The sequence below is a fragment of the Leptolyngbya sp. PCC 6406 genome, assembly GCF_000332095.2.
Taxonomy (GTDB): domain Bacteria; phylum Cyanobacteriota; class Cyanobacteriia; order Phormidesmidales; family Phormidesmidaceae; genus PCC-6406.
In genome coordinates this window covers 4,343,170-4,360,615 of sequence record NZ_KI913949.1, presented here as the reverse complement: position 1 = coordinate 4,360,615, position 17,446 = coordinate 4,343,170, and the positions used below count along the sequence as shown (strand labels likewise).

Here is a 17,446-nt window from a genome sequence, read left to right as displayed (position 1 = left end):
GTTGCTGGAATCGAAGTCGCTGTAGACGGCACTACAGGTCAGGGAAGAGAGGAATGGAATCGCCTTGTGCTAGGGTGACTACCGCCCGCTTGTAGGTGGATCGATAGCCCTCGGAGCGACCAATGCGCCGCCGCTTGCGAGGCTGGTTCATGGTGCTGATGCCAGTGACTTTGACTTCAAACAGCCCTTCAATCGCGGCCTTGATCTCTGGTTTCCGGGCCTTGGCGGTGACTTCAAAAACGTACTGGTTGTTCTCCAGCATTAGGGTGGCTTTTTCGGTCACGATGGGGCGACGGATGATATCGGCCAATTTGGCAATATCAGTTGTATTAGTCACCATAAACCTCCTGAATTTTCTCCAGTGCCGTTGCCGTTACCACGAGGCGATCCGTTGCCAGCAAGTCGTACACGTTTAGGTTGGTAGCGGAGATGAGCTTGACGTTGCAGAGGTTACGAGCAGACAACTGCACCATTTCATCCCGCTCTGTCACGATTAGCAGTACCTTCTGATCGCTGGACACCCCCCAGCGGCCTAGGGCGCTAACGAGTTCTCTAGTTTTCGGGCGAGGAAGCTGCTCAGAAAATTCCTGAACGACAACCATGTCTTCAGCCCGTCCCAGAAGAGCGGTCCGTAATGCCAGCCGACGTTCCTTGCGGTTCATCTTGACGCTGAAATCACGGGGCTTAGGACCAAAGGTGACACCGCCACCTTTCCAAAGAGGTGAGCGATTGGAACCTGCTCGGGCACGCCCGGTCCCTTTTTGTCGCCAAGGCTTGCGTCCACCTCCTCGAACCTCGGCCCGAGTTTTGCTGGACAGGGTGCCCTGACGGGCGTTGTTCATCTGACGCACCAAGGCTCGGTGGACGATGTGGGCTGCATTTTCAGGTTTGGCTGTCTTCAGCTCCAAGGAGGTGGTGCCAACCTCGCCGCCCTGCCAATCTCGAATAACACACTCAACCATGACTCTGTCTCTCTAAATGCGTTGGCCCGTCTTGCGTCTGCAACAGCGGCGGTTGCTATTTCTTGCCCACTAGGTTGGCGGGGGCAATGCTTAGGAGGGTTCCGGCTTTACCGGGAACCGTACCTTTGACCACCAGCAGGTTGCGATCGCTATCCACACGCACCACGGTGATCTTGCGGGTGGTAACTTTTTCGCCGCCCAAACGCCCTGCCATATGCTTGCCGGGATATACCCGACCAGGGGTAGTACCGGCTCCAATAGAACCGGGTTGGCGATGGTTTTTAGAACCGTGGGCCATGGGGCCTCGGCTGAAATTATGACGTTTCTGATACCCGGCAAACCCCTTACCAATACTGGTGCCGCTGACGTCTACCAGTTGTCCTGCCTCGAACTGTTCCGCCGTAATGGCTTGCCCCAGTTCAAAGGCATCAGGACTATCTACGTGATACTCCTTAAGATGGCGCATCGGTGTGGAGCCAGCCTTCGCTAAATGGCCCAGTTCAGGCTTATTTAACGCTTTTTCAGCCACGTTGCCGTAGGCGACTTGGATGGCGGTGTAGCCATCGGTTTGCACTGTTTTAATCTGAGTGACTACACAGGGACCTGCCTGGATCACCGTGACAGGAATTGCATTCCCTTCCTCATCAAAAATCTGGGTCATACCCAGCTTTGTACCGAGAATCCCAACTGACACGGCTACCCTTCCCCGTTGTTGCGCACGACAAGATTGAGCTGCATAGGACAGCAAACCAAACTAAATGATTGATCCTTAAATACAATCATTCAGCCCATGAAAACAGTTGGCTGGCAATTGCCAAGCCTCATGTTTCTAACCCTGACTCCGCCTCAGCAAAACTCCATCCCGTTGGAACTTGGGAACCACCCGTTAGAGTTAAGTCCCTGTCGTTTCTTTGGCATTGAAAGCCATAAGAGGCATTATCTGTCGCCCAGACTTGGTGAGATGAATCACCAGTTTCTGTTTTCGGCGACAATTAAACATCTTACACAGTCTGCCGGAGAATGTCTAGCTTTTTGTGGAGATGATTGAGGACGCCTCCCCACTTCCAACTTCCCCCCGTTCCCAATGTAGAATCTTTATGGGAAAGTTTTGGGGATTTGTCTAGATGGAGCAGCCATGGCTCTAGTAATCATTGGGAAGAAATTTGTTCGGGATCTAGAGGCTGCTGGTGCTCTAGCGGTGCTTGCTCCTCTGGAGGGCGGGTTTGAGGGGCGATACCAGCGGCGACTACGGGCAGCGGGGTATGAAACCCTGAACCTGACTGCCCGAGGTTTGGGGGATCTATCGGCCTATTTAACGGATGTTCATGGTGTGCGACCTGCCCACTTGGGTAAGAAAACCGTGGGGCAATCGGCAGCGGTTGGCCATACCTACTTTGTGCCTCCTCTGGTGACCTACCGCATGGAGTCCCTGGGGGCTAACGCTAAGGGCTTAGTGCTGTGGCTGCTGGAGGGCCATATCCTCTCTCAGCAAGAGTTAGGTTACCTGGCTATGCTGCCTCAGCAAATTCCTCAACTTAAGGTGGTGCTGGAGGTTGGGGGCGATCGCGTCTTTAGCTGGCAGCCTTTACCCCATGCGATCGCGAGTTAGGCTGCCTAAACCTCGTCAAATTTTGTGGAAGATACTAGCATAAAGGGGTGAGTGAGCATCATCATCCCTTGAACTCCTTAAAGGAAGGCCGCTGGTTCAAGCTCATTTGCGGGGCCAGCTATCAGGATCTTCCTGCCATCCGCAGTCTGGCATTGGCCTACGCCCTTGCGGGGGCAGACTGTATTGATGTCGCGCCGGATCCCTCAGTGCTGGCGGTAGTACGGGAGGCACTTCAGGTTGCCCGTACGCTCTCCCCGCTTGATTCAGCCTTTCCCCTATTAGAAAATCCTCAAACCCCTTTCACCGACCCTCTCACCGTCAGTTGGCCCGGTTCGCTGGCGGGGCAGTCGGAATCACCAAACCAGGACCAAGATCATAGCCCCTGGCTGATGGTGAGCTTAAGCGATGGGGATGATCCCCATTTCCGTAAGGCAACCTTTGATGCCACCCACTGTCCGCCCACCTGCCCGCGTCCCTGCGAGGCCATTTGTCCAACGGCGGCTATACACGTAACGCCCTGGGTCGGAGTAGGTGGGGTCAGGGAGAGTAGCTGCTACGGTTGCGGACGTTGTCTCCCCGTCTGCCCTCCCCAGAACATTACCACCCGAGCCTTTCGAGTATCCTTGGGCGACATGGCCGCTCAACTGTTGTCGGCAGTAGATGCGGTTGAGATTCACACCCAGGTCGGCCACGCCGAACAGTTTCGAAAGCTGTGGCAGATTATTCGTCCCCATACGGGCTCTCTCAAACTGCTGTCCATTAGTTGCCCCTATGGTCCTGGGGTTGTTGATTATCTCTGGACGCTGTATCGCTGGCTAGAACCCTTATCTATCCCGCTGCTATGGCAAGCGGACGGACGTCCCATGAGTGGTGATATTGGGGTGGGTACAACCCACGCGGCCTTACGCTATGGTCAGCAGATGTTGGATCAGGGGCCACCGGGCTATGTGCAGTTGGCGGGGGGGACCAATGCTCAGACAGTCGCTAAACTACGGATGCTGGGTTGGCGCACCGCATCCCAGCAGCTAGGATCTTTACCCTGCCCCAGCTTTGGTGGTGTTGCCTACGGCGGCTATGCTCGCCAGTTGTTGACGCCCTTATTAAATCAGCTAGAGGCTGGAACTCGTAGCCTTAGCTCTAGCGGTGCCGGGGATATAGACCTAACAGGCTTAGGCCAAAATATTCTAGGAATTTCGCCATGCTCTGTAGAGTACTCTGTAGAGCCGCAGATGTTAGAGCAGATGCCGGACTTGCTCACGCAATCAGTGCGCCAAGCTAGATGTCTAGTGGCACCCTTAAAGACGCTAGCATCAGCTCCTTTGCAACCCCAGGAATGGGAAGAGATGCCCCCAGATTCCTCCGGATCTCGCCCCCGCCGCCGTTCAGAGCAATACCCCCGAGCCCCAACCTTGCCCCCCTGAAATCTTCCTGGGAGTCTTCCATCTAACCAATCATTCCCTGGGTTGGCCTACAGGCGTCACTCTGACGAATTCACGCTGGGGTCTCTGCTCAAATCTGGGAGTAAGTATTTAGCTGAAAAACTCTCAAGGTGAACTGGTCCGAGCGTTTCCTGGCCCCGTGAGTCTGTTCTACCCCTGAGGTTATGGTCAATCCCGATTCCATTCCCGTTTCCCCCTCCTCAGACGATGCCGCTGCTACCCCGGCTCCAGGAGAGGACATGGTACAGTTGCTGGCAATTTTGCCTAACCTATTGCGATCGCAACTAGAGGTCCATCCCCACCGAGATCAGCTCATTGAAGTCGTGCTGGATTTAGGACGGCGACCCGAAGCCCGTTTTCCCAACGGAGCTGAGTACCTGGGGGAATCTGTGGTCTCCCAGGAGACATTACAGCACTGTATTGAACGGGTCGGCTACTTCGGTGGCGACAATCGGGCAGGCATTGAGCAAACCCTGCACCGCATCAGTGCCATCCGTAACCGCTCTGGTGACATCATCGGCCTCACCTGCCGGGTAGGGCGAGCGGTATTTGGCACCATTGGCATGATCCGCGATCTAATTGAAACCGGCGGCTCGATCCTCATGTTGGGACGCCCCGGCGTGGGCAAAACCACCGCCCTGCGAGAAATTGCGCGGGTTTTAGCAGATGACCTGCAAAAGCGAGTGGTGATCATCGACACCTCCAACGAAATTGCCGGAGATGGAGACATTCCCCATCCCGCCATTGGACGTGCCCGTCGGATGCAGGTTGCTCAGCCAGAATTGCAGCACCAAGTCATGATCGAAGCCGTGGAAAACCACATGCCCGAAGTGATTGTGATCGATGAGATTGGCACCGAGTTAGAGGCCACAGCGGCCCGCACCATTGCTGAGCGGGGGGTACAACTGGTGGGGACCGCCCATGGTAACCGTTTGGAGAACCTGATTAAAAACCCCACCCTCTCAGATCTAGTTGGGGGCATCCAGTCTGTCACCCTGGGGGACGACGAGGCCCGTCGTCGTGGTAGCCAAAAGAGTGTTCTAGAACGCAAAGCGCCCCCCACCTTTGATATCGCCGTAGAAATGCTAGAGCGGCAACGTTGGGTGATCCACGAAGAGGTCGCGAACACCGTGGACAACCTCCTCCGGGGGCGTCCCCCCGCTGCCCAGGTCAGGGAAACTGCCGAAAATGGGCGGGTCACCATTACCCATGAACTGCCCGATGGCTCCCAGCCTACGTTAGTTCCTCGGGCCGAACGCCTGAGTCCGAGCGGCTGGCGGGCAGCGGGACGAATGACACCCCTTCCGCCTCCAGCCTCCTTGGCTGCTCCGGCCTTATCCCCCGAACAGCAGACCTTTGCTTCCCTATTGGAAGACACCATCGGAGCCCCACCCCTAGCCTCATCCCCTGCCCAGATCGCCACGCTACTGCCGGAGGATGCCCCCGTCGGCCCCAATGGTGAGGACATTCTCCGAATCTATCCCTACGGGCTGAGTCGCCATCAACTGGATCAGGTGATTCGTACCTTGCAATTGCCTGTGCTCTTGACCAAAGATTTAGAAATGGCAGATGCGGTGTTAGCCCTACGATCCCATGTCAAAAACCATGTCAAATTACGTCACGTCGCCAAGGCCCGCCACATTCCCATTCACACGGTGAAGTCTAATAGCATGCCCCAGCTTGTGCGATCGCTCCAACGCCTCTTGGATCTGGAAGAGGGAACAATCCAGCCAGGGGTCAACCTAGAGCTATTCAGCCCCAAGGGAGATGCCGATGAGCTGGAAGCGCTAGAGGAAGCACGGCTAGCAGTGGAACAAATTGTCATCCCCAAGGGGCAACCGGTGGAACTCTTGCCCCGGTCTGCCCGAATTCGAAAGATGCAGCACGAACTGGCGGAACACTATCGCCTCAAATCCCTCAGCTTTGGAGACGAGCCCAACCGCCGCCTTCGGATTTATCCTGCCTAGCGCTGGCCCGCCTAGCTGAGGGGACCGGATCCCCTGGCACGGTAATATTACTAAGAGACTCGGAAAGCGTTTTGGCTTTGCTCTATCGCACCTTGCTCTAATCCGCATTTAACCTATCTATCAACGTCGTTATGAATATGAAACAAGTTTTTGCTCGTATCGTTGCCCTAGCCTTGGTCGCTGTGCTCGGCCTCTCTGGGTGCAGCAGTTCCGGGGTTAGCGGCCAAATTACCGGAAACTATTCTCAAGACACCTTGACGCTGATTGAGGGTCTGCGGACAGCTATTAATCTCCCCGATGATGCTCCCAACAAAACCGAGGTCCAAGCCGAGACCCGAGCCATCATCAATGACTTTGCTTCCCGCTATCGTCGTGATGCGGCGGTGTCGGGCCTCAGTTCCTTCACCACTGTCACTACGGCTCTGAATGCGATCGCAGGTCACTACAGTTCCTATCCCAACCGTCCCTTTCCCGAAAAACTCAAGCAGCGTCTAGCTCAGGAGTTCAAACAAGTCGAATCTGCCTTGAGACGAGGAGCCTAGGAGATGGGGGCCGGAGTCAGCCGTCCCACCCATCTGCCTCAGCCCTGACTCCGGCCCCCATACCAACCCCAATAGCGAAAAATAAATATTATTTGACTCGGACCACCCAACTTTGCTAGGATTGCAATTCTGTAGTGGAGTGCAACCTTCTGGGGACATGAAAGTCCGAGCATCTGTTAAAAGAATGTGCGACAAATGTCGCGTTATCCGTCGCAAAGGACGGGTCATGGTGATCTGCGCTAATCCTAAGCATAAGCAGCGCCAAGGCTAACATCTGTTAGCCGTGAACGCTTTGAGGTCTACAAAGAAGTCGCCTTGAAGCAATCACCATCTTTGTAGAAATGATTCGGTATTCAGTTTCACTAGGCGTGCTGGAGCTCAGCACGAATTGAGATTTAGGGGAGAAATAGAGCTGTGGCACGGATTGCTGGCGTTGACCTGCCCAGAGATAAGCGGGTTGAAATTGGGCTGACCTATATCTATGGAATTGGTCTGTCTCGATCTAAGGAAATCTTGCGTAAGACGGGTGTCAATCCTGATATCCGGGTTCGTGAGTTAAGTGACTCAGATGTAGCCAGCCTACGGGGAGCCGTCGAAAACGATTATCAAGTCGAAGGCGACCTCCGGCGTTGGGAAGGTCTGAATATCAAGCGGCTGATGGACATCGGCAGCTACCGGGGTCGGCGACACCGGGCTGGGTTGCCCGTCCGAGGACAGCGTACCCGCACCAATGCCCGGACTCGCAAGGGAGGCAAGCGTACAGTGGCAGGGAAGAAGAAAGCACCCAAGAAGTAAGTTGTGGGCTGGCACTGGCATTTTATGTCAGCGTCCTGTGCAATTACAGGGTGATACCGATAGCGTTCACCTGGATAAGCTCCAGGTATTGACAATTTTCAGCACAGCAATCCGGCAGTCATGGCGAAACCAACTCGGAAATCCAGCAGTCGCAAGTCGAAAAAGAACGTGCCCAGCGGTGTGGCACACATTCAGTCCACCTTTAACAACACCATCGTGACCATTACGGACACGAATGGAGAGACCATTTCTTGGTCGTCGGCAGGAGCCAGCGGATTCAAAGGGGCCAAGAAAGGTACTCCCTTTGCAGCCCAAACTGCTGCCGATAGCGCTGCCCGTCGGGCTATGGATCAGGGGATGCGCCAAATTGAAGTCATGGTAAGCGGACCTGGTGCGGGTCGAGAAACCGCCATTCGGGCACTTCAAGGATCGGGCTTGGAGATCACACTCATTCGTGACGTGACCCCCATTCCCCATAACGGTTGTCGTCCCCCCAAGCGGCGACGGGTATAGAGTATTTTTTCTGATGATGATGAGGCTAGGGAGGTTCCGTTGTGGCTCAGTTTCAGGTTGAATGCGTCGAGTCATCCATTGCTGATGACCAGAGCTATTACAGTCGATTTGTCATCGAGCCCCTAGAGCGGAGCCAAGGTATAACCGTAGGCAACGCCCTCCGGCGGGTCTTGTTGTCTAATCTCTACGGGTCTGCCATTACGGCGGTTCGCATTGCGGGTGCAACCCACGAATTTTCAACGGTTCCAGGAGTTCGAGAGGACGTCCTAGACATTCTGTTGAACATGAAGGAAGTTGTTCTCAAAAGTTACTCTAGTCAACCCCAAATTGGTCGCATGATCATTCAGGGACCAACTAAGGTTACCGCCGGTCATTTTGAGCTTCCTTCGGAAGTGGAAGTGATTGACCCCGAGCAGTATATTGCCTCCGTAGCAGAAGGCTATACGCTGGAAATAGAGTTTCGAGTTGAACAGGGTCAAGGCTATCGGGCAGTAACCCGAGGTCGAGATGAAACGGCAGCTTTGGATTTTATGCAAATTGATGCCATCTTCATGCCTGTACGCAAGGTGAACTACACCGTCGAAGAGGTGATGATGGATGGGTCTCTCCAGAGAGATCGGCTTCTGTTAGATGTCTGGACCAACGGCAGCATCACCCCCCAGCAAGCCATGAGCGAGGCTGCTTCCATCCTAGTTGGATTGTTCAATCCCCTCAAGGATGTCACCCTGGAACCCAAGCAGGACGATGCCTCCCGCGATGAGGATCCCGCCAACCAGATTCCGATTGAGGAATTACAGCTCTCAGTGAGAGCCTATAACTGCCTGAAGCGGGCTCAGATCAACTCGGTTTCCGATCTGCTGGACTACACCCAGGAGGATCTCTTGGAGATCAAGAACTTTGGCCAAAAATCGGCTGAAGAGGTGATCGAAGCGCTCCAGGACCGTTTAGGCATCACCCTGGCCAGCGAGAATTCGGCCAAGCCGTCCTAGGGGTATGCCGACTCCCCAGGATATCCTGGGGAGCCCTATCCGAAGCTAATGGCTTCGGATTTTTGTTGTCTATTGCACTTTTGGGGGAGTTATCATGCGTCACGGTCGCCGCGTACCCAAGCTGGGTAAGCCTGCGGATCAGCGTCGGGCTTTATTGCGGGCGCTGACTACGGAATTGATTCGCCACGGGCGGATTACTACGACAAAGGTACGGGCTAAGGCAGTCCGTTCTGAAGCAGAACGGATTATCACCTTAGCCAAGGATGGTTCTTTGGCCGCTCGCCGTCAGGCTTTGGGCTATGTCTATGACAAAAAACTAGTCCATGCCTTGTTTGAAAATGTGTCTGATCGCTACGGCGATCGCGAGGGGGGTTACACCCGTATTTTTCGCACCGTCAACCGCCGGGGAGACAATGCGGAAATGGCCATCATTGAGTTGACCTAGGATTCTAAATCGCGATGGCCGCTCCTTCCCTACCGGATCAGCTCCAGTCAAAAACAGGGTCAGATAGCCTGAATTACCAGCGCATTGCCTTGGTAATTCAGTATGTGGGCACCCAGTTTCATGGCTGGCAACGCCAAGCCCAGGGCCGTACCGTCCAGGGGGAAATCGAGCAAGCTATTGGATCTGTTCTAGGTCATCCTGTAACACTCCACGGTGCTGGGCGCACGGATGCGGGAGTTCATGCTGCGGCGCAGATGGCTCATTTTGATGCCCCTGCCTGTATCCCGGCCCATCGCTGGCGCGCCATTCTCAATCCTCGCCTACCGCAGGACATTGTTGTAAGGGCAGCAACCCAAGTACCGGAAGACTGGCATGCCCAGTTTTCGGCCCAGTGGCGACGCTATCGCTACACCCTCTACACCGATGCCCTGCCCAATTTGTTTGTCCGTCCCTTTGCTTGGCACTATTACTATCAAGGGCTGGATGACAGCGCTATTGGTTCTGCTCTGGGAGCCCTCGTGGGACACCACGATTTAGCGGCATTTCAGCGGGCCGGATCGAAGCGACCCCATTCTTGGGTAGATCTTCAGGAGGCCACCTGCTACCGTCGGGATCCTTTTTTGCTAGTGGAAATGCAAGCGGCAGGGTTTCTCTACGGTATGGTGCGACTGGTAGTGGGACTAGTGGTTCAGGTGGGTCGGGGAATTCTGAGCGTAGAGGAGTTTACCCATCTTTGGCGAACGGGCCAGCGCGATCGCGTCAAGTATGCCGCCCCCGCCAATGGCCTGTGTCTGCTGCGGGTCGGCTATGACCCACCCCCCTTTCCGCCATCAGTGTGGTTTGATACCCAACCTCAACCCCACCTAGCGACTCCCCCCGCTTTCATGGCGGTTTGAAACGGGTTCAGACCGCTTCCGGCGGATTCCGACCCACCCCCTAAACGCTAAAAGTTTGACCGCTGAGCCCTAATCAACCGATAGGAAACACCATGACCAAGACCTATGTACCCCCAGTAGACGCCATTGAGCGCAAGTGGCACGTCGTTGATGCGGCGGATCAGCGCCTCGGTCGGCTGGCCAGTGAAGTGGCTAAGGTGCTCCGGGGCAAAAACAAGCCGATCTTCACGCCTAATATGGATACGGGAGATTTCGTGATTGTAATCAACGCCGACAAGGTGACTGTCACGGGTCGCAAACCGGCACAAAAGCTGTATCGCCGTCACTCCGGTCGCCCAGGCGGAATGAAGACAGAAACCTTCGCCCAACTCCAGAGCCGCATTCCTGAGCGCATCATTGAGCAGGCGGTGAAGGGCATGTTGCCCAAGAATTCCCTAGGGCGCAAGCTCTTTACCAAGCTGAAGGTCTATCCCGGCGCTGACCATCCCCACCAGGCCCAAAATCCTGAAACCCTTGTTATCAATACGACTCCCGGAGGTAATTAATCATGCAAGCAACGGATAACAACGATCGCGTCGTTTACTGGGGAACGGGTCGCCGTAAGTCAGCCGTAGCCCAGGTACGTCTTGTTCCTGGTGACGGTCAATTGGTGATCAATGGGGGGCCTGGGGATTTGCACTTGCAATACAACCCCTTCTATCTGTCCTCCGCCAAAGCGCCCCTGGAAACCCTGGGTCTGGAGAATGACTACGACATCCTGGTGAATGTGCGGGGCGGTGGCCTGACGGGTCATGCTGATGCCATTCGGATGGGTGTGGCTCGGGCGCTGTGTCAGTTGGATCCTGACAATCGCAAGCCCCTTAAGATTGAGGGTTACCTTACCCGTGATCCCCGCTGTAAGGAACGGAAGAAGTACGGCTTGAAGAAAGCTCGGAAAGCTCCCCAGTTCTCGAAACGGTAACGGGTTTATCCCTTCACTATGGGCTGAGCCTTGGAACGATGGTTCTGGGATCAGGATTCCCGTAGGATTTATTAATTTGTGAATTTGTGAAGTGAGATAACTCCCCTAGTTTGGGGTTATCTGACGTTATCTGGAGAAAGTTCATGCCTAAAGCCGATATTCATCCCGAGTGGTATCCCGAAGCCAAGGTTTACTGCGACGGCAAACTAATCATGACTGTGGGCTCTACCAAGCCCGAACTGAGTGTGGATGTGTGGTCTGGCAATCATCCTTTCTACACTGGCACTCAGAAGATTATCGACACGGAAGGTCGGGTTGAACGCTTCCTGCGGAAGTACGGTATGGCCGATCCAAATCAGTCCTCTGGTGAAGAGGCGAAGGGTTAGCTTTAGAGCCATCCATCTAAAACAATCATCCCCCTGGGTGGGACAAAAAGTGTTGGGCTAGCTGCTTCACGCTTGGTCTTCTACTCAGATCTGGGATAGGCGTTTAGCTGGCAAGTTCTCGCCGGAATTCCGGTATCGCTAATTTTTTTGCTCCTTTCCACCGTTAGGTCCATGGCTGAATCCTATCTTCTGGACAAACTGAATTCCGTCAACCAAACGTTTCATGAGTTGACGCGACGTTTGGCCGATCCCGATGTGGCTCAGGATCCTAATGAGTTTCAGCACATTGCCAAACTCCGATCTTCCCTGGAAGAAACTGTCACCACCTATGACGAGTGGAAGCAGGTTCAAGAGGAGCTAGTGGGAGCCCGTGAGATCTATCGGGAATCGGCTTCGGATCCAGATCTGCGAGAAATGGCAGCCCAGGAAGTAGCGGATTTGGAGCAGCAGGAGGCGGAGCTGGAGCGGAAACTCAAGGTGCTACTGCTACCCCGTGATCCTAATGATGACAAGAACATCATGCTGGAGATCCGGGCGGGGGCTGGCGGCGATGAGGCTAGCATCTGGGCAGGGGATCTGATGCGGATGTATTCCCGCTATGCCGAAGGCCAGGGGTGGCGAGTCAAGCTGGTGAGTGAATCCCTAGCGGATGCTGGGGGCTTCAAGGAAACCATCCTAGAGATTCAAGGGGATCGGGTCTACAGCAAGCTCAAATACGAGGCGGGTGTTCATCGGGTCCAGCGAGTTCCGGTGACTGAGGCGGGGGGACGAGTCCATACCTCTACGGCGACGGTGGCCATCATGCCGGAGGTGGATGATGTAGAGATTCACATTGACGCCAAGGATATTGAAATGACGACGGCCCGATCCGGCGGGGCGGGCGGACAAAACGTCAATAAGGTGGAAACGGCGGTGGACCTTTTCCATAAACCGACGGGGATTCGGGTTTTTTGCACCGAGGAGCGATCGCAACTCAAAAACCGGGAACGGGCCATGCAGATTCTGCGGGCTAAGCTCTATGACCTGAAACTGAGGGAGCAACAGGAGGCCATCACCTCCGATCGCCGTTCTCAGGTGGGTACCGGAGCCCGTTCAGAAAAAATCCGCACCTATAACTACAAGGACAATCGCGTCACGGATCACCGTCTGGGCCAGAACTTCACCCTGTCTCCAGTGCTGGAAGGGGGGATTGAGGAGATGGTGCAGTCCTGCATTTCCCAGGACCAGCAGGACCGTTTAGAATCTCTCGCTACCTCCACCACGGCAGTCTAAGGCGGTAGCCCATAAGGATTGCGTGATGGCTCGTTTTCTCCATATTGCTGACATTCACCTCGGGTTCGATCGCTACGGTAGTCCCGCCCGCACCAAAGACTTTTTTTTCGCGCTGGAGGATGTGTTCCAGCGATACGCAGTTCAGGAGCAGGTGGACTTTGTCCTGATCTGTGGGGATTTGTTCGAGCATCGCACCATTCAGCCCGCCATTCTCAATCAGGCCCAACTGTGTCTGCAACGCTTGAAAACTGCGGGGATCCCCGTCCTAGCCATTGAGGGTAACCATGACAACCGACCCTACGGGACGACCACGAGTTGGCTCAAGTATCTGGCTCAGTGGGGGCTCCTGATCTTACTGGAGCCGGGAAATGAGGGGGCGGGGGAACCGTTCTATAGTCCTTGGGATGAAGCAGCCCATCGGGGAGGCTATATCGATTTGCCCTGTGGGATTCGGGTGCTGGGCTCCCAGTGGTATGGGGCGACGGCTCCCCAGGCGATTCAAAAAATTGCTGCTGAACTGGAGATGCTGCCACCCCAGGATGGTCCCACGGTGCTGATGTTTCACCATGGCCTGGAGGGGCAAATTGCCCGCTACAGTGGAGCCCTGCGCTACAAGGATCTATTGCCGCTGCGGCAGGTGGGGGTGGATTATCTGGCGCTGGGGCACATTCACAAAAACTACAGTGTGGACGATTGGGTCTTTAATCCAGGATCTCTGGAGGCCAATAATGTGGAGGAAAGTGGCTATGCTCGGGGGGCCTATTTGGTGTCCCTGACCCCGACGGGGGTAACGGCTGAATTGAAGCGGGACTATCGCCAGCGGGAGATTGTCCGTCTGACTCTGGAAACCCGAGGTCAGGAGAGCTTGGAGGATTTGCAGGCTGCCGCGATCGCAACTGTAGAGACTGCGATCGCACAGGGCACCCTCAACCCTGACCAGGAACCGATGGTGGAACTCCGACTTGAAGGATCGGTGGGCTTTGAGCCCCTAGATCTGGATACGCGCCAACTCCAAACCCAGCTCCAGACCTTGAGCAATGCCCTAATTTTTTTGCTGAAGTCCAACCTAGAATCTGTGGCCTTTCAGTCCCCCATGGCAGATGATGCCAGCCGCGACGCGATTGAACTCAATGCCTTTCTGGATTTACTAACTGGGCATCGGGACTACAAAAAACGGGCAGAGTCTCTAGCCCAGGGGTTAATTGACCTCAAGGATCGCTGTCTGACGGGGCGCAACGATGAAGAACTCTATGCACTGGTGGAAACGCTGCTCCAGGCAGAAACAGAGCATAGCAGTCGCCAGTCTGATTAAGACAAGACTGCCAGTCAATTTGCAGTACTGGTCTTCTAACGGGTGATGAAAGCTCCGGTCCTGGGTGACTTCTGCGGCGTAGCGGTGATGGTTGAGGGTGAGGACACGACTTGGAAGGTTACGGAGAAATCGAGCCCGTTGACCGCTGGCTGAGCGGAGTCGTTCGCGCAGCGTCTCCCGAAGGGAGAAAGCCAGCCACACCACCGGGTTCTGGCCGTTCCCTTCGACTCCGCTCAGGGAACTGGATGTTTGTATGGAGACAACGACGTAGCAAGCTTTTCAGCTTGTTTCAAGACATAACCTTCCAAGTCGTGTGAGGAGACGATCTCGGACTGGCAACGGGGGCAATCTAAGGATTCCCTTCGTAATCAACACAGATCAACAACCCGGCAAGAATTTCCTGAATCAGGTCTGGCTCCAGTTTTCCCAGTCGTTGGGTAAAACGCTGGGTGGAGAGGCTGCGGACCTGTAAGACGTTGGCGGCAGAGTCCTTGGCTAGCCCATTGTTTTCCGTGGCGGGTAATTTGACCATGAAGGGACGGCGATCGAATTTATCTTGCCAGGTGGTGATGGGAATGACAATGCGAAGGGGAATGGGAGCAAAAATATCTGTGCTGATCACCACGACGGGCCGCGTCTTCCGAATTTCTTGGCCACGGGTGGGGTCGAGGTCTACCAGCCAGATATCGCCACGCCTAGGGTTCGTCATCGGGAAACTTCCAGTCTTCGGTATCGAGCACTGAGAACTCGGTCAGTTCAGGATCGGTCTTGAAGTCTGTGGCGGTGTCGGTGATGAAGGGTTCTAATAGCTGATGTCGTTTGGACAAGGGCAAGCTAGCAAGGTGCTGTAGGGATGGCATTGTTGGTAAGGCCGCATTTTTTTGCCTTAAAAATTCGGCGAAATCTAAAACTTGTTGCTGTTTCTCAGGTGGCAACTGACGTAGATTGTCGAGGACAGCTTGTTCAAGACTAATGGCACTTTGCATCCGGCAATTCTCAACTGGACTTGACTCTAGTTTAAGGGAGGCAATTGCTGCTGAGGATACAGCAAGGGAACAGTTGATCCAGATTGGGGGGCACGGGCAGTTCCAGAGGGTCTGCTGGGAGGTCAACCTCACCAGAATCTGGGTCACGTTTAGCCCCCCAGCCTACAATTTAGGCAAATCCTCAGTATTTTTGACCATGACCAATGATCCCTTTGTCAATACTGCCACACCTTCTAGTGCCCAGACTCCGCCTGGACACTCTGTGGGAGACTCTGCCTCCTAGAATCAAGACAGAACCTCAAATCGATTACTCGTCATCGTCTATGAACAAACTCGTCAGGTCGCGGTAACCACTAACCACTCGCAAGATGTCTACTCTAGATTCGGTTGCGATATAGAGAATCAGGTAGCTCTCTAAGGCAAGGCTGCGAAGCTCTGGCAGAATTTCGTCGCGTGGTCGCCCCAGATTAGGGAATTGGGTGATTCTGGCGAATTTGGCATCGAGCTTTGAGAGGAAGCGCTCGGCTTGCTGGAGGCCAGTCTGGCCAGAGATATAGTCTGCAATGGCCTCGATGTCTTGAATGGCGGGCTGAGTGAGGTAAAACTGAGGGGGCATTATTCGGCGGAGGCGTAGCGAGATCGCAGATTTTCTCGAATCCGGGCCATAGCAACAGAGCCTTCGACAAGGTCGCCGCACTGGGCTGCTTCCCAGCCGATCTGGGCATCTTGCTGGAGTTCGGAGAGTCGTCCTTGATAAATGTCGTCTTGCTGCTCAAGCAGGTGTATGCCCGCTGTGATCACCTCTAGGGCGGATTGGTATTTGCCAGCAGCAAGTTGCTGTTGGATGAGTTGCTCTAGTTCAGGCGGGAGGACGATTTGCATAGAGGCATCGGGAAAGCAACTACTCTAGGAATCAAGTCTAGCGCTGGGAGAGACCAAAATCTTCTGCCAACTGACTCATTAAACTCATTAAATTGAACAAGCCCCCACCGTAATCACCCGAACCCTGACTAACGAGCGTGGTGGCACTAGGAAATAGGATGGTCCAAAAACCACCCCGGTAGTCAGGGTGTGCTATCAAAGGGTGAAGCCTGAGGGGAAAGGGCATTGGGGCTATGGTTGACCAGGTGGATCGCGGCATCCAAATTCAAGAGAGTGCGGTGGGGAGTGCCATTGTCTCCGGCGATGGCAACACCATCTATGTGATTCACCAAACCACCCCGCAGCGCCCGGAACCCGCCGCCAATCCCCCGTCACTCAAGAATGGTTTATTGGGCAAACTGATAACCACCAAGACCCCGTCGCCGTTACCCAGGCTCTCGCTACCCCAGTACCCTAGGGATGGACAGAGCCGAACAATGCCATGAAAATTACCCTGGATATCCCCGATCGCATTGCCATCCATCTCGCCAGTAGTTCCAGAAACCCTGACCCGCCGGTTTCTGGAACTACTGGCGATCGAAGCCTATCGTAAAGGCAACATTGGCGCTGGGGAAGTGGGGCAACTTCTGGGCTTTGACTCCCGCTGGCAGACCTATCACTTTCTAGAGCAAGAACAGGCTGAACCACCTTCCAGCAAGGCTGACCTCAAGCAGGATCAAAAGACCCTAGATACCCTGCTGTCCTAAAATGCGCGTTGTTTCCAATAGCGCTGTTCAAAAATTGGAAGCGGTTTATGGATTGGCTGAGCGATCGCCGGGATGATATTCGCTTACAGCAGCGCCAAACATGTGAGCGATATGCTTGGCGGTAGGGGAAGAGAGTACGGTTTGGCCGCAAGGACAAAAATAGGATGAAACTGCAAGGCACCATCATCATTCCCGATGCCAAGCTGACTCAATACCTGTTAGTTCTACGTCCAGAAGACGATAAATCTAAATTTCTTGCCCGAGCTGGCTTCACCCAGAATAATCCTGATCAGCTTAAACAAGCCATTTTCAGCTTAATTCAGGCCCATGATGCGGTTTCAGATCGCCAAGATAAATATGGAACCTACTACTTGGTTGAAGGCCCAATCCTTGGCCCCAAAGGCACTCTGCTTGTTGTTACAGTGTGGATAAAACGTGCCAAGGACGGCGTTATCCAGTTCGTCACGCTCAAGCCAAAACGATGAAAGATCCTGAAGTGCCATTGTATAGTCGCGTTTCACTCAACCGAGACTTCCTTGAGTACAACCTGAGACAGGGGGATATTGCCACCTTTGTCGATACCGTTCCCGCCCCAGACGATAGCGAAGAGGGTTGCATCCTTGAAGTGTTTAATGCCCTAGGGGAGTCTATTGATGTCGTGACGGTGCCTAAATCTGCCGTCGCCCCCCTGAAATCCCACGAAATTCTGACGGTGCGATCGCGCCTAGAGGCGATCGGGTAGGA

The 17,446-nt window shown here is 54.5% G+C and carries 26 protein-coding genes; 19 read left to right on the top strand and 7 right to left on the bottom strand.

Annotated elements, in window-relative coordinates; all coding sequences use genetic code 11:
* Nucleotides 1-31: 31 nt before the first annotated feature.
* From LEP6406_RS0219310 to rplC, 3 genes are read right to left on the bottom strand one after another with little or no spacing between them, the layout of a single operon-like run.
* Entirely contained in the window at nucleotides 32-340 is a 309-nt protein-coding gene (locus LEP6406_RS0219310) for a 50S ribosomal protein L23 (protein WP_008312965.1), read from the bottom strand.
* On the bottom strand, nucleotides 330-962 hold the full coding sequence (rplD, locus tag LEP6406_RS0219305; RefSeq protein ID WP_008312968.1) for a 50S ribosomal protein L4: 633 nt from the start codon (nucleotides 960-962) through the stop codon (nucleotides 330-332). The genes LEP6406_RS0219310 and rplD overlap by 11 nt, the downstream gene beginning before the upstream one ends.
* A 55-nt stretch (nucleotides 963-1,017) precedes the next feature.
* A complete protein-coding gene (rplC, locus tag LEP6406_RS0219300; protein ID WP_008312970.1) occupies nucleotides 1,018-1,623 on the bottom strand; it encodes a 50S ribosomal protein L3 in 606 nt (201 codons plus the stop codon).
* Nucleotides 1,624-2,097: 474 nt separating this feature from the next.
* On the opposite strand from rplC, the gene ndhN reads away from it, so the two are divergent.
* From ndhN to LEP6406_RS0219230, 15 genes are all read left to right on the top strand, one after another.
* Nucleotides 2,098-2,571, top strand: coding sequence for an NAD(P)H-quinone oxidoreductase subunit N (gene ndhN, locus LEP6406_RS0219295; RefSeq protein ID WP_008312973.1), 474 nt, complete (start codon nucleotides 2,098-2,100; stop codon nucleotides 2,569-2,571).
* 47 nt (nucleotides 2,572-2,618) lie between these two features.
* Complete coding sequence (locus LEP6406_RS28875; RefSeq protein WP_008312974.1) at nucleotides 2,619-3,992, top strand: Light dependent period protein LdpA domain-containing protein; 1,374 nt, start codon at nucleotides 2,619-2,621, stop codon at nucleotides 3,990-3,992.
* A 182-nt stretch (nucleotides 3,993-4,174) separates the two neighbouring features.
* The gene (locus tag LEP6406_RS0219285) at nucleotides 4,175-5,977 is read left to right on the top strand and encodes a R3H domain-containing nucleic acid-binding protein (protein WP_027269270.1); all 1,803 of its coding nucleotides are present in this window, start codon (nucleotides 4,175-4,177) and stop codon (nucleotides 5,975-5,977) included.
* 137 nt (nucleotides 5,978-6,114) lie between these two features.
* Nucleotides 6,115-6,519 (top strand): photosystem II protein Psb27, encoded by a 405-nt coding sequence (gene psb27, locus LEP6406_RS0219280; RefSeq protein ID WP_027269269.1) that lies wholly within the window; start codon nucleotides 6,115-6,117, stop codon nucleotides 6,517-6,519.
* 157 nt (nucleotides 6,520-6,676) lie between these two features.
* On the top strand, nucleotides 6,677-6,790 hold the full coding sequence (gene rpmJ / locus LEP6406_RS31495; RefSeq protein WP_071992256.1) for a 50S ribosomal protein L36: 114 nt from the start codon (nucleotides 6,677-6,679) through the stop codon (nucleotides 6,788-6,790).
* A 143-nt stretch (nucleotides 6,791-6,933) separates the two neighbouring features.
* Nucleotides 6,934-7,314 (top strand): 30S ribosomal protein S13, encoded by a 381-nt coding sequence (gene rpsM / locus LEP6406_RS0219275; protein WP_008312977.1) that lies wholly within the window; start codon nucleotides 6,934-6,936, stop codon nucleotides 7,312-7,314.
* A 120-nt stretch (nucleotides 7,315-7,434) separates the two neighbouring features.
* The gene (rpsK, locus tag LEP6406_RS0219270; RefSeq protein WP_008312978.1) at nucleotides 7,435-7,827 is read left to right on the top strand and encodes a 30S ribosomal protein S11; all 393 of its coding nucleotides are present in this window, start codon (nucleotides 7,435-7,437) and stop codon (nucleotides 7,825-7,827) included.
* A 41-nt stretch (nucleotides 7,828-7,868) separates the two neighbouring features.
* Nucleotides 7,869-8,816 (top strand): DNA-directed RNA polymerase subunit alpha, encoded by a 948-nt coding sequence (locus LEP6406_RS0219265; RefSeq protein ID WP_008312979.1) that lies wholly within the window; start codon nucleotides 7,869-7,871, stop codon nucleotides 8,814-8,816.
* A gap of 94 nt (nucleotides 8,817-8,910) precedes the next feature.
* Complete coding sequence (gene rplQ, locus LEP6406_RS0219260) at nucleotides 8,911-9,261, top strand: 50S ribosomal protein L17 (RefSeq protein WP_008312981.1); 351 nt, start codon at nucleotides 8,911-8,913, stop codon at nucleotides 9,259-9,261.
* Between the two features lie 14 nt (nucleotides 9,262-9,275).
* On the top strand, nucleotides 9,276-10,157 hold the full coding sequence (truA, locus tag LEP6406_RS0219255; protein WP_008312984.1) for a tRNA pseudouridine(38-40) synthase TruA: 882 nt from the start codon (nucleotides 9,276-9,278) through the stop codon (nucleotides 10,155-10,157).
* 92 nt (nucleotides 10,158-10,249) lie between these two features.
* Nucleotides 10,250-10,702, top strand: coding sequence for a 50S ribosomal protein L13 (gene rplM, locus LEP6406_RS0219250; protein ID WP_008312985.1), 453 nt, complete (start codon nucleotides 10,250-10,252; stop codon nucleotides 10,700-10,702).
* Between the two features lie 2 nt (nucleotides 10,703-10,704).
* Complete coding sequence (rpsI, locus tag LEP6406_RS0219245) at nucleotides 10,705-11,118, top strand: 30S ribosomal protein S9 (RefSeq protein ID WP_008312986.1); 414 nt, start codon at nucleotides 10,705-10,707, stop codon at nucleotides 11,116-11,118.
* Between the two features lie 143 nt (nucleotides 11,119-11,261).
* Nucleotides 11,262-11,504 (top strand): 50S ribosomal protein L31, encoded by a 243-nt coding sequence (gene rpmE / locus LEP6406_RS0219240; protein ID WP_008312987.1) that lies wholly within the window; start codon nucleotides 11,262-11,264, stop codon nucleotides 11,502-11,504.
* Between the two features lie 171 nt (nucleotides 11,505-11,675).
* Nucleotides 11,676-12,776, top strand: coding sequence for a peptide chain release factor 1 (gene prfA, locus LEP6406_RS0219235; protein ID WP_008312988.1), 1,101 nt, complete (start codon nucleotides 11,676-11,678; stop codon nucleotides 12,774-12,776).
* 25 nt (nucleotides 12,777-12,801) lie between these two features.
* Nucleotides 12,802-14,088, top strand: coding sequence for a metallophosphoesterase family protein (locus tag LEP6406_RS0219230; protein WP_008312989.1), 1,287 nt, complete (start codon nucleotides 12,802-12,804; stop codon nucleotides 14,086-14,088).
* 349 nt (nucleotides 14,089-14,437) lie between these two features.
* On the opposite strand, the gene LEP6406_RS0219225 is transcribed toward LEP6406_RS0219230, so the two are convergent.
* From LEP6406_RS0219225 to LEP6406_RS0219210, 4 genes are all read right to left on the bottom strand, one after another.
* A complete protein-coding gene (locus LEP6406_RS0219225; RefSeq protein ID WP_008313238.1) occupies nucleotides 14,438-14,797 on the bottom strand; it encodes a type II toxin-antitoxin system PemK/MazF family toxin in 360 nt (119 codons plus the stop codon).
* Entirely contained in the window at nucleotides 14,784-15,074 is a 291-nt protein-coding gene (locus LEP6406_RS0219220; RefSeq protein WP_008313237.1) for a DUF2281 domain-containing protein, read from the bottom strand. The genes LEP6406_RS0219225 and LEP6406_RS0219220 overlap by 14 nt, the downstream gene beginning before the upstream one ends.
* A 307-nt stretch (nucleotides 15,075-15,381) precedes the next feature.
* The gene (locus tag LEP6406_RS0219215; RefSeq protein WP_008313234.1) at nucleotides 15,382-15,690 is read right to left on the bottom strand and encodes a type II toxin-antitoxin system RelE/ParE family toxin; all 309 of its coding nucleotides are present in this window, start codon (nucleotides 15,688-15,690) and stop codon (nucleotides 15,382-15,384) included.
* Entirely contained in the window at nucleotides 15,690-15,956 is a 267-nt protein-coding gene (locus LEP6406_RS0219210) for a ribbon-helix-helix domain-containing protein (RefSeq protein WP_008313231.1), read from the bottom strand. The genes LEP6406_RS0219215 and LEP6406_RS0219210 overlap by 1 nt, the downstream gene beginning before the upstream one ends.
* Nucleotides 15,957-16,189: 233 nt before the next feature.
* Between LEP6406_RS0219210 and LEP6406_RS0219205 the strand changes: the two genes are divergently transcribed.
* The 4 genes from LEP6406_RS0219205 to LEP6406_RS0219190 all read left to right on the top strand — a co-directional run bounded on the left by LEP6406_RS0219205 (nucleotide 16,190) and on the right by LEP6406_RS0219190 (nucleotide 17,444).
* Nucleotides 16,190-16,441, top strand: a complete 252-nt coding sequence (locus LEP6406_RS0219205) for a hypothetical protein (RefSeq protein WP_008313229.1) — start codon at nucleotides 16,190-16,192, stop codon at nucleotides 16,439-16,441.
* 27 nt (nucleotides 16,442-16,468) lie between these two features.
* Nucleotides 16,469-16,702, top strand: a complete 234-nt coding sequence (locus LEP6406_RS0219200) for a UPF0175 family protein (protein ID WP_008313227.1) — start codon at nucleotides 16,469-16,471, stop codon at nucleotides 16,700-16,702.
* A gap of 164 nt (nucleotides 16,703-16,866) precedes the next feature.
* Nucleotides 16,867-17,187 (top strand): DUF6883 domain-containing protein, encoded by a 321-nt coding sequence (locus LEP6406_RS0219195; protein WP_008313226.1) that lies wholly within the window; start codon nucleotides 16,867-16,869, stop codon nucleotides 17,185-17,187.
* Nucleotides 17,184-17,444 carry a DUF4926 domain-containing protein gene (locus tag LEP6406_RS0219190; protein ID WP_008313224.1) on the top strand — a complete coding sequence of 87 codons (261 nt, stop codon included), beginning with the start codon at nucleotides 17,184-17,186 and terminating at the stop codon, nucleotides 17,442-17,444. Before LEP6406_RS0219195 ends, LEP6406_RS0219190 begins: the two co-directional genes overlap by 4 nt.
* The last annotated feature ends 2 nt before the right edge of the window (nucleotides 17,445-17,446 follow it).

Coding starts and splice junctions, on each gene's coding strand:
- rplM (WP_008312985.1), top strand. CDS start 10,250: ATGACCAAGACCTATGTACCCCCAGTAGACGCCATTGAGCGCAAGTGG.
- prfA (WP_008312988.1), top strand. CDS start 11,676: ATGGCTGAATCCTATCTTCTGGACAAACTGAATTCCGTCAACCAAACG.
- rplQ (WP_008312981.1), top strand. CDS start 8,911: ATGCGTCACGGTCGCCGCGTACCCAAGCTGGGTAAGCCTGCGGATCAG.
- LEP6406_RS0219215 (WP_008313234.1), bottom strand. CDS start 15,690: ATGCCCCCTCAGTTTTACCTCACTCAGCCCGCCATTCAAGACATCGAG.
- LEP6406_RS0219230 (WP_008312989.1), top strand. CDS start 12,802: ATGGCTCGTTTTCTCCATATTGCTGACATTCACCTCGGGTTCGATCGC.
- psb27 (WP_027269269.1), top strand. CDS start 6,115: ATGAAACAAGTTTTTGCTCGTATCGTTGCCCTAGCCTTGGTCGCTGTG.
- LEP6406_RS0219310 (WP_008312965.1), bottom strand. CDS start 340: ATGGTGACTAATACAACTGATATTGCCAAATTGGCCGATATCATCCGT.
- LEP6406_RS0219195 (WP_008313226.1), top strand. CDS start 16,867: ATGAAACTGCAAGGCACCATCATCATTCCCGATGCCAAGCTGACTCAA.
- LEP6406_RS0219225 (WP_008313238.1), bottom strand. CDS start 14,797: ATGACGAACCCTAGGCGTGGCGATATCTGGCTGGTAGACCTCGACCCC.
- LEP6406_RS0219220 (WP_008313237.1), bottom strand. CDS start 15,074: ATGCAAAGTGCCATTAGTCTTGAACAAGCTGTCCTCGACAATCTACGT.
- LEP6406_RS0219210 (WP_008313231.1), bottom strand. CDS start 15,956: ATGCAAATCGTCCTCCCGCCTGAACTAGAGCAACTCATCCAACAGCAA.
- rpmE (WP_008312987.1), top strand. CDS start 11,262: ATGCCTAAAGCCGATATTCATCCCGAGTGGTATCCCGAAGCCAAGGTT.
- rpsK (WP_008312978.1), top strand. CDS start 7,435: ATGGCGAAACCAACTCGGAAATCCAGCAGTCGCAAGTCGAAAAAGAAC.
- rplD (WP_008312968.1), bottom strand. CDS start 962: ATGGTTGAGTGTGTTATTCGAGATTGGCAGGGCGGCGAGGTTGGCACC.
- LEP6406_RS0219205 (WP_008313229.1), top strand. CDS start 16,190: ATGGTTGACCAGGTGGATCGCGGCATCCAAATTCAAGAGAGTGCGGTG.
- truA (WP_008312984.1), top strand. CDS start 9,276: ATGGCCGCTCCTTCCCTACCGGATCAGCTCCAGTCAAAAACAGGGTCA.
- rpsI (WP_008312986.1), top strand. CDS start 10,705: ATGCAAGCAACGGATAACAACGATCGCGTCGTTTACTGGGGAACGGGT.
- LEP6406_RS0219190 (WP_008313224.1), top strand. CDS start 17,184: ATGAAAGATCCTGAAGTGCCATTGTATAGTCGCGTTTCACTCAACCGA.
- LEP6406_RS0219285 (WP_027269270.1), top strand. CDS start 4,175: ATGGTCAATCCCGATTCCATTCCCGTTTCCCCCTCCTCAGACGATGCC.
- ndhN (WP_008312973.1), top strand. CDS start 2,098: ATGGCTCTAGTAATCATTGGGAAGAAATTTGTTCGGGATCTAGAGGCT.
- rplC (WP_008312970.1), bottom strand. CDS start 1,623: ATGACCCAGATTTTTGATGAGGAAGGGAATGCAATTCCTGTCACGGTG.
- rpmJ (WP_071992256.1), top strand. CDS start 6,677: ATGAAAGTCCGAGCATCTGTTAAAAGAATGTGCGACAAATGTCGCGTT.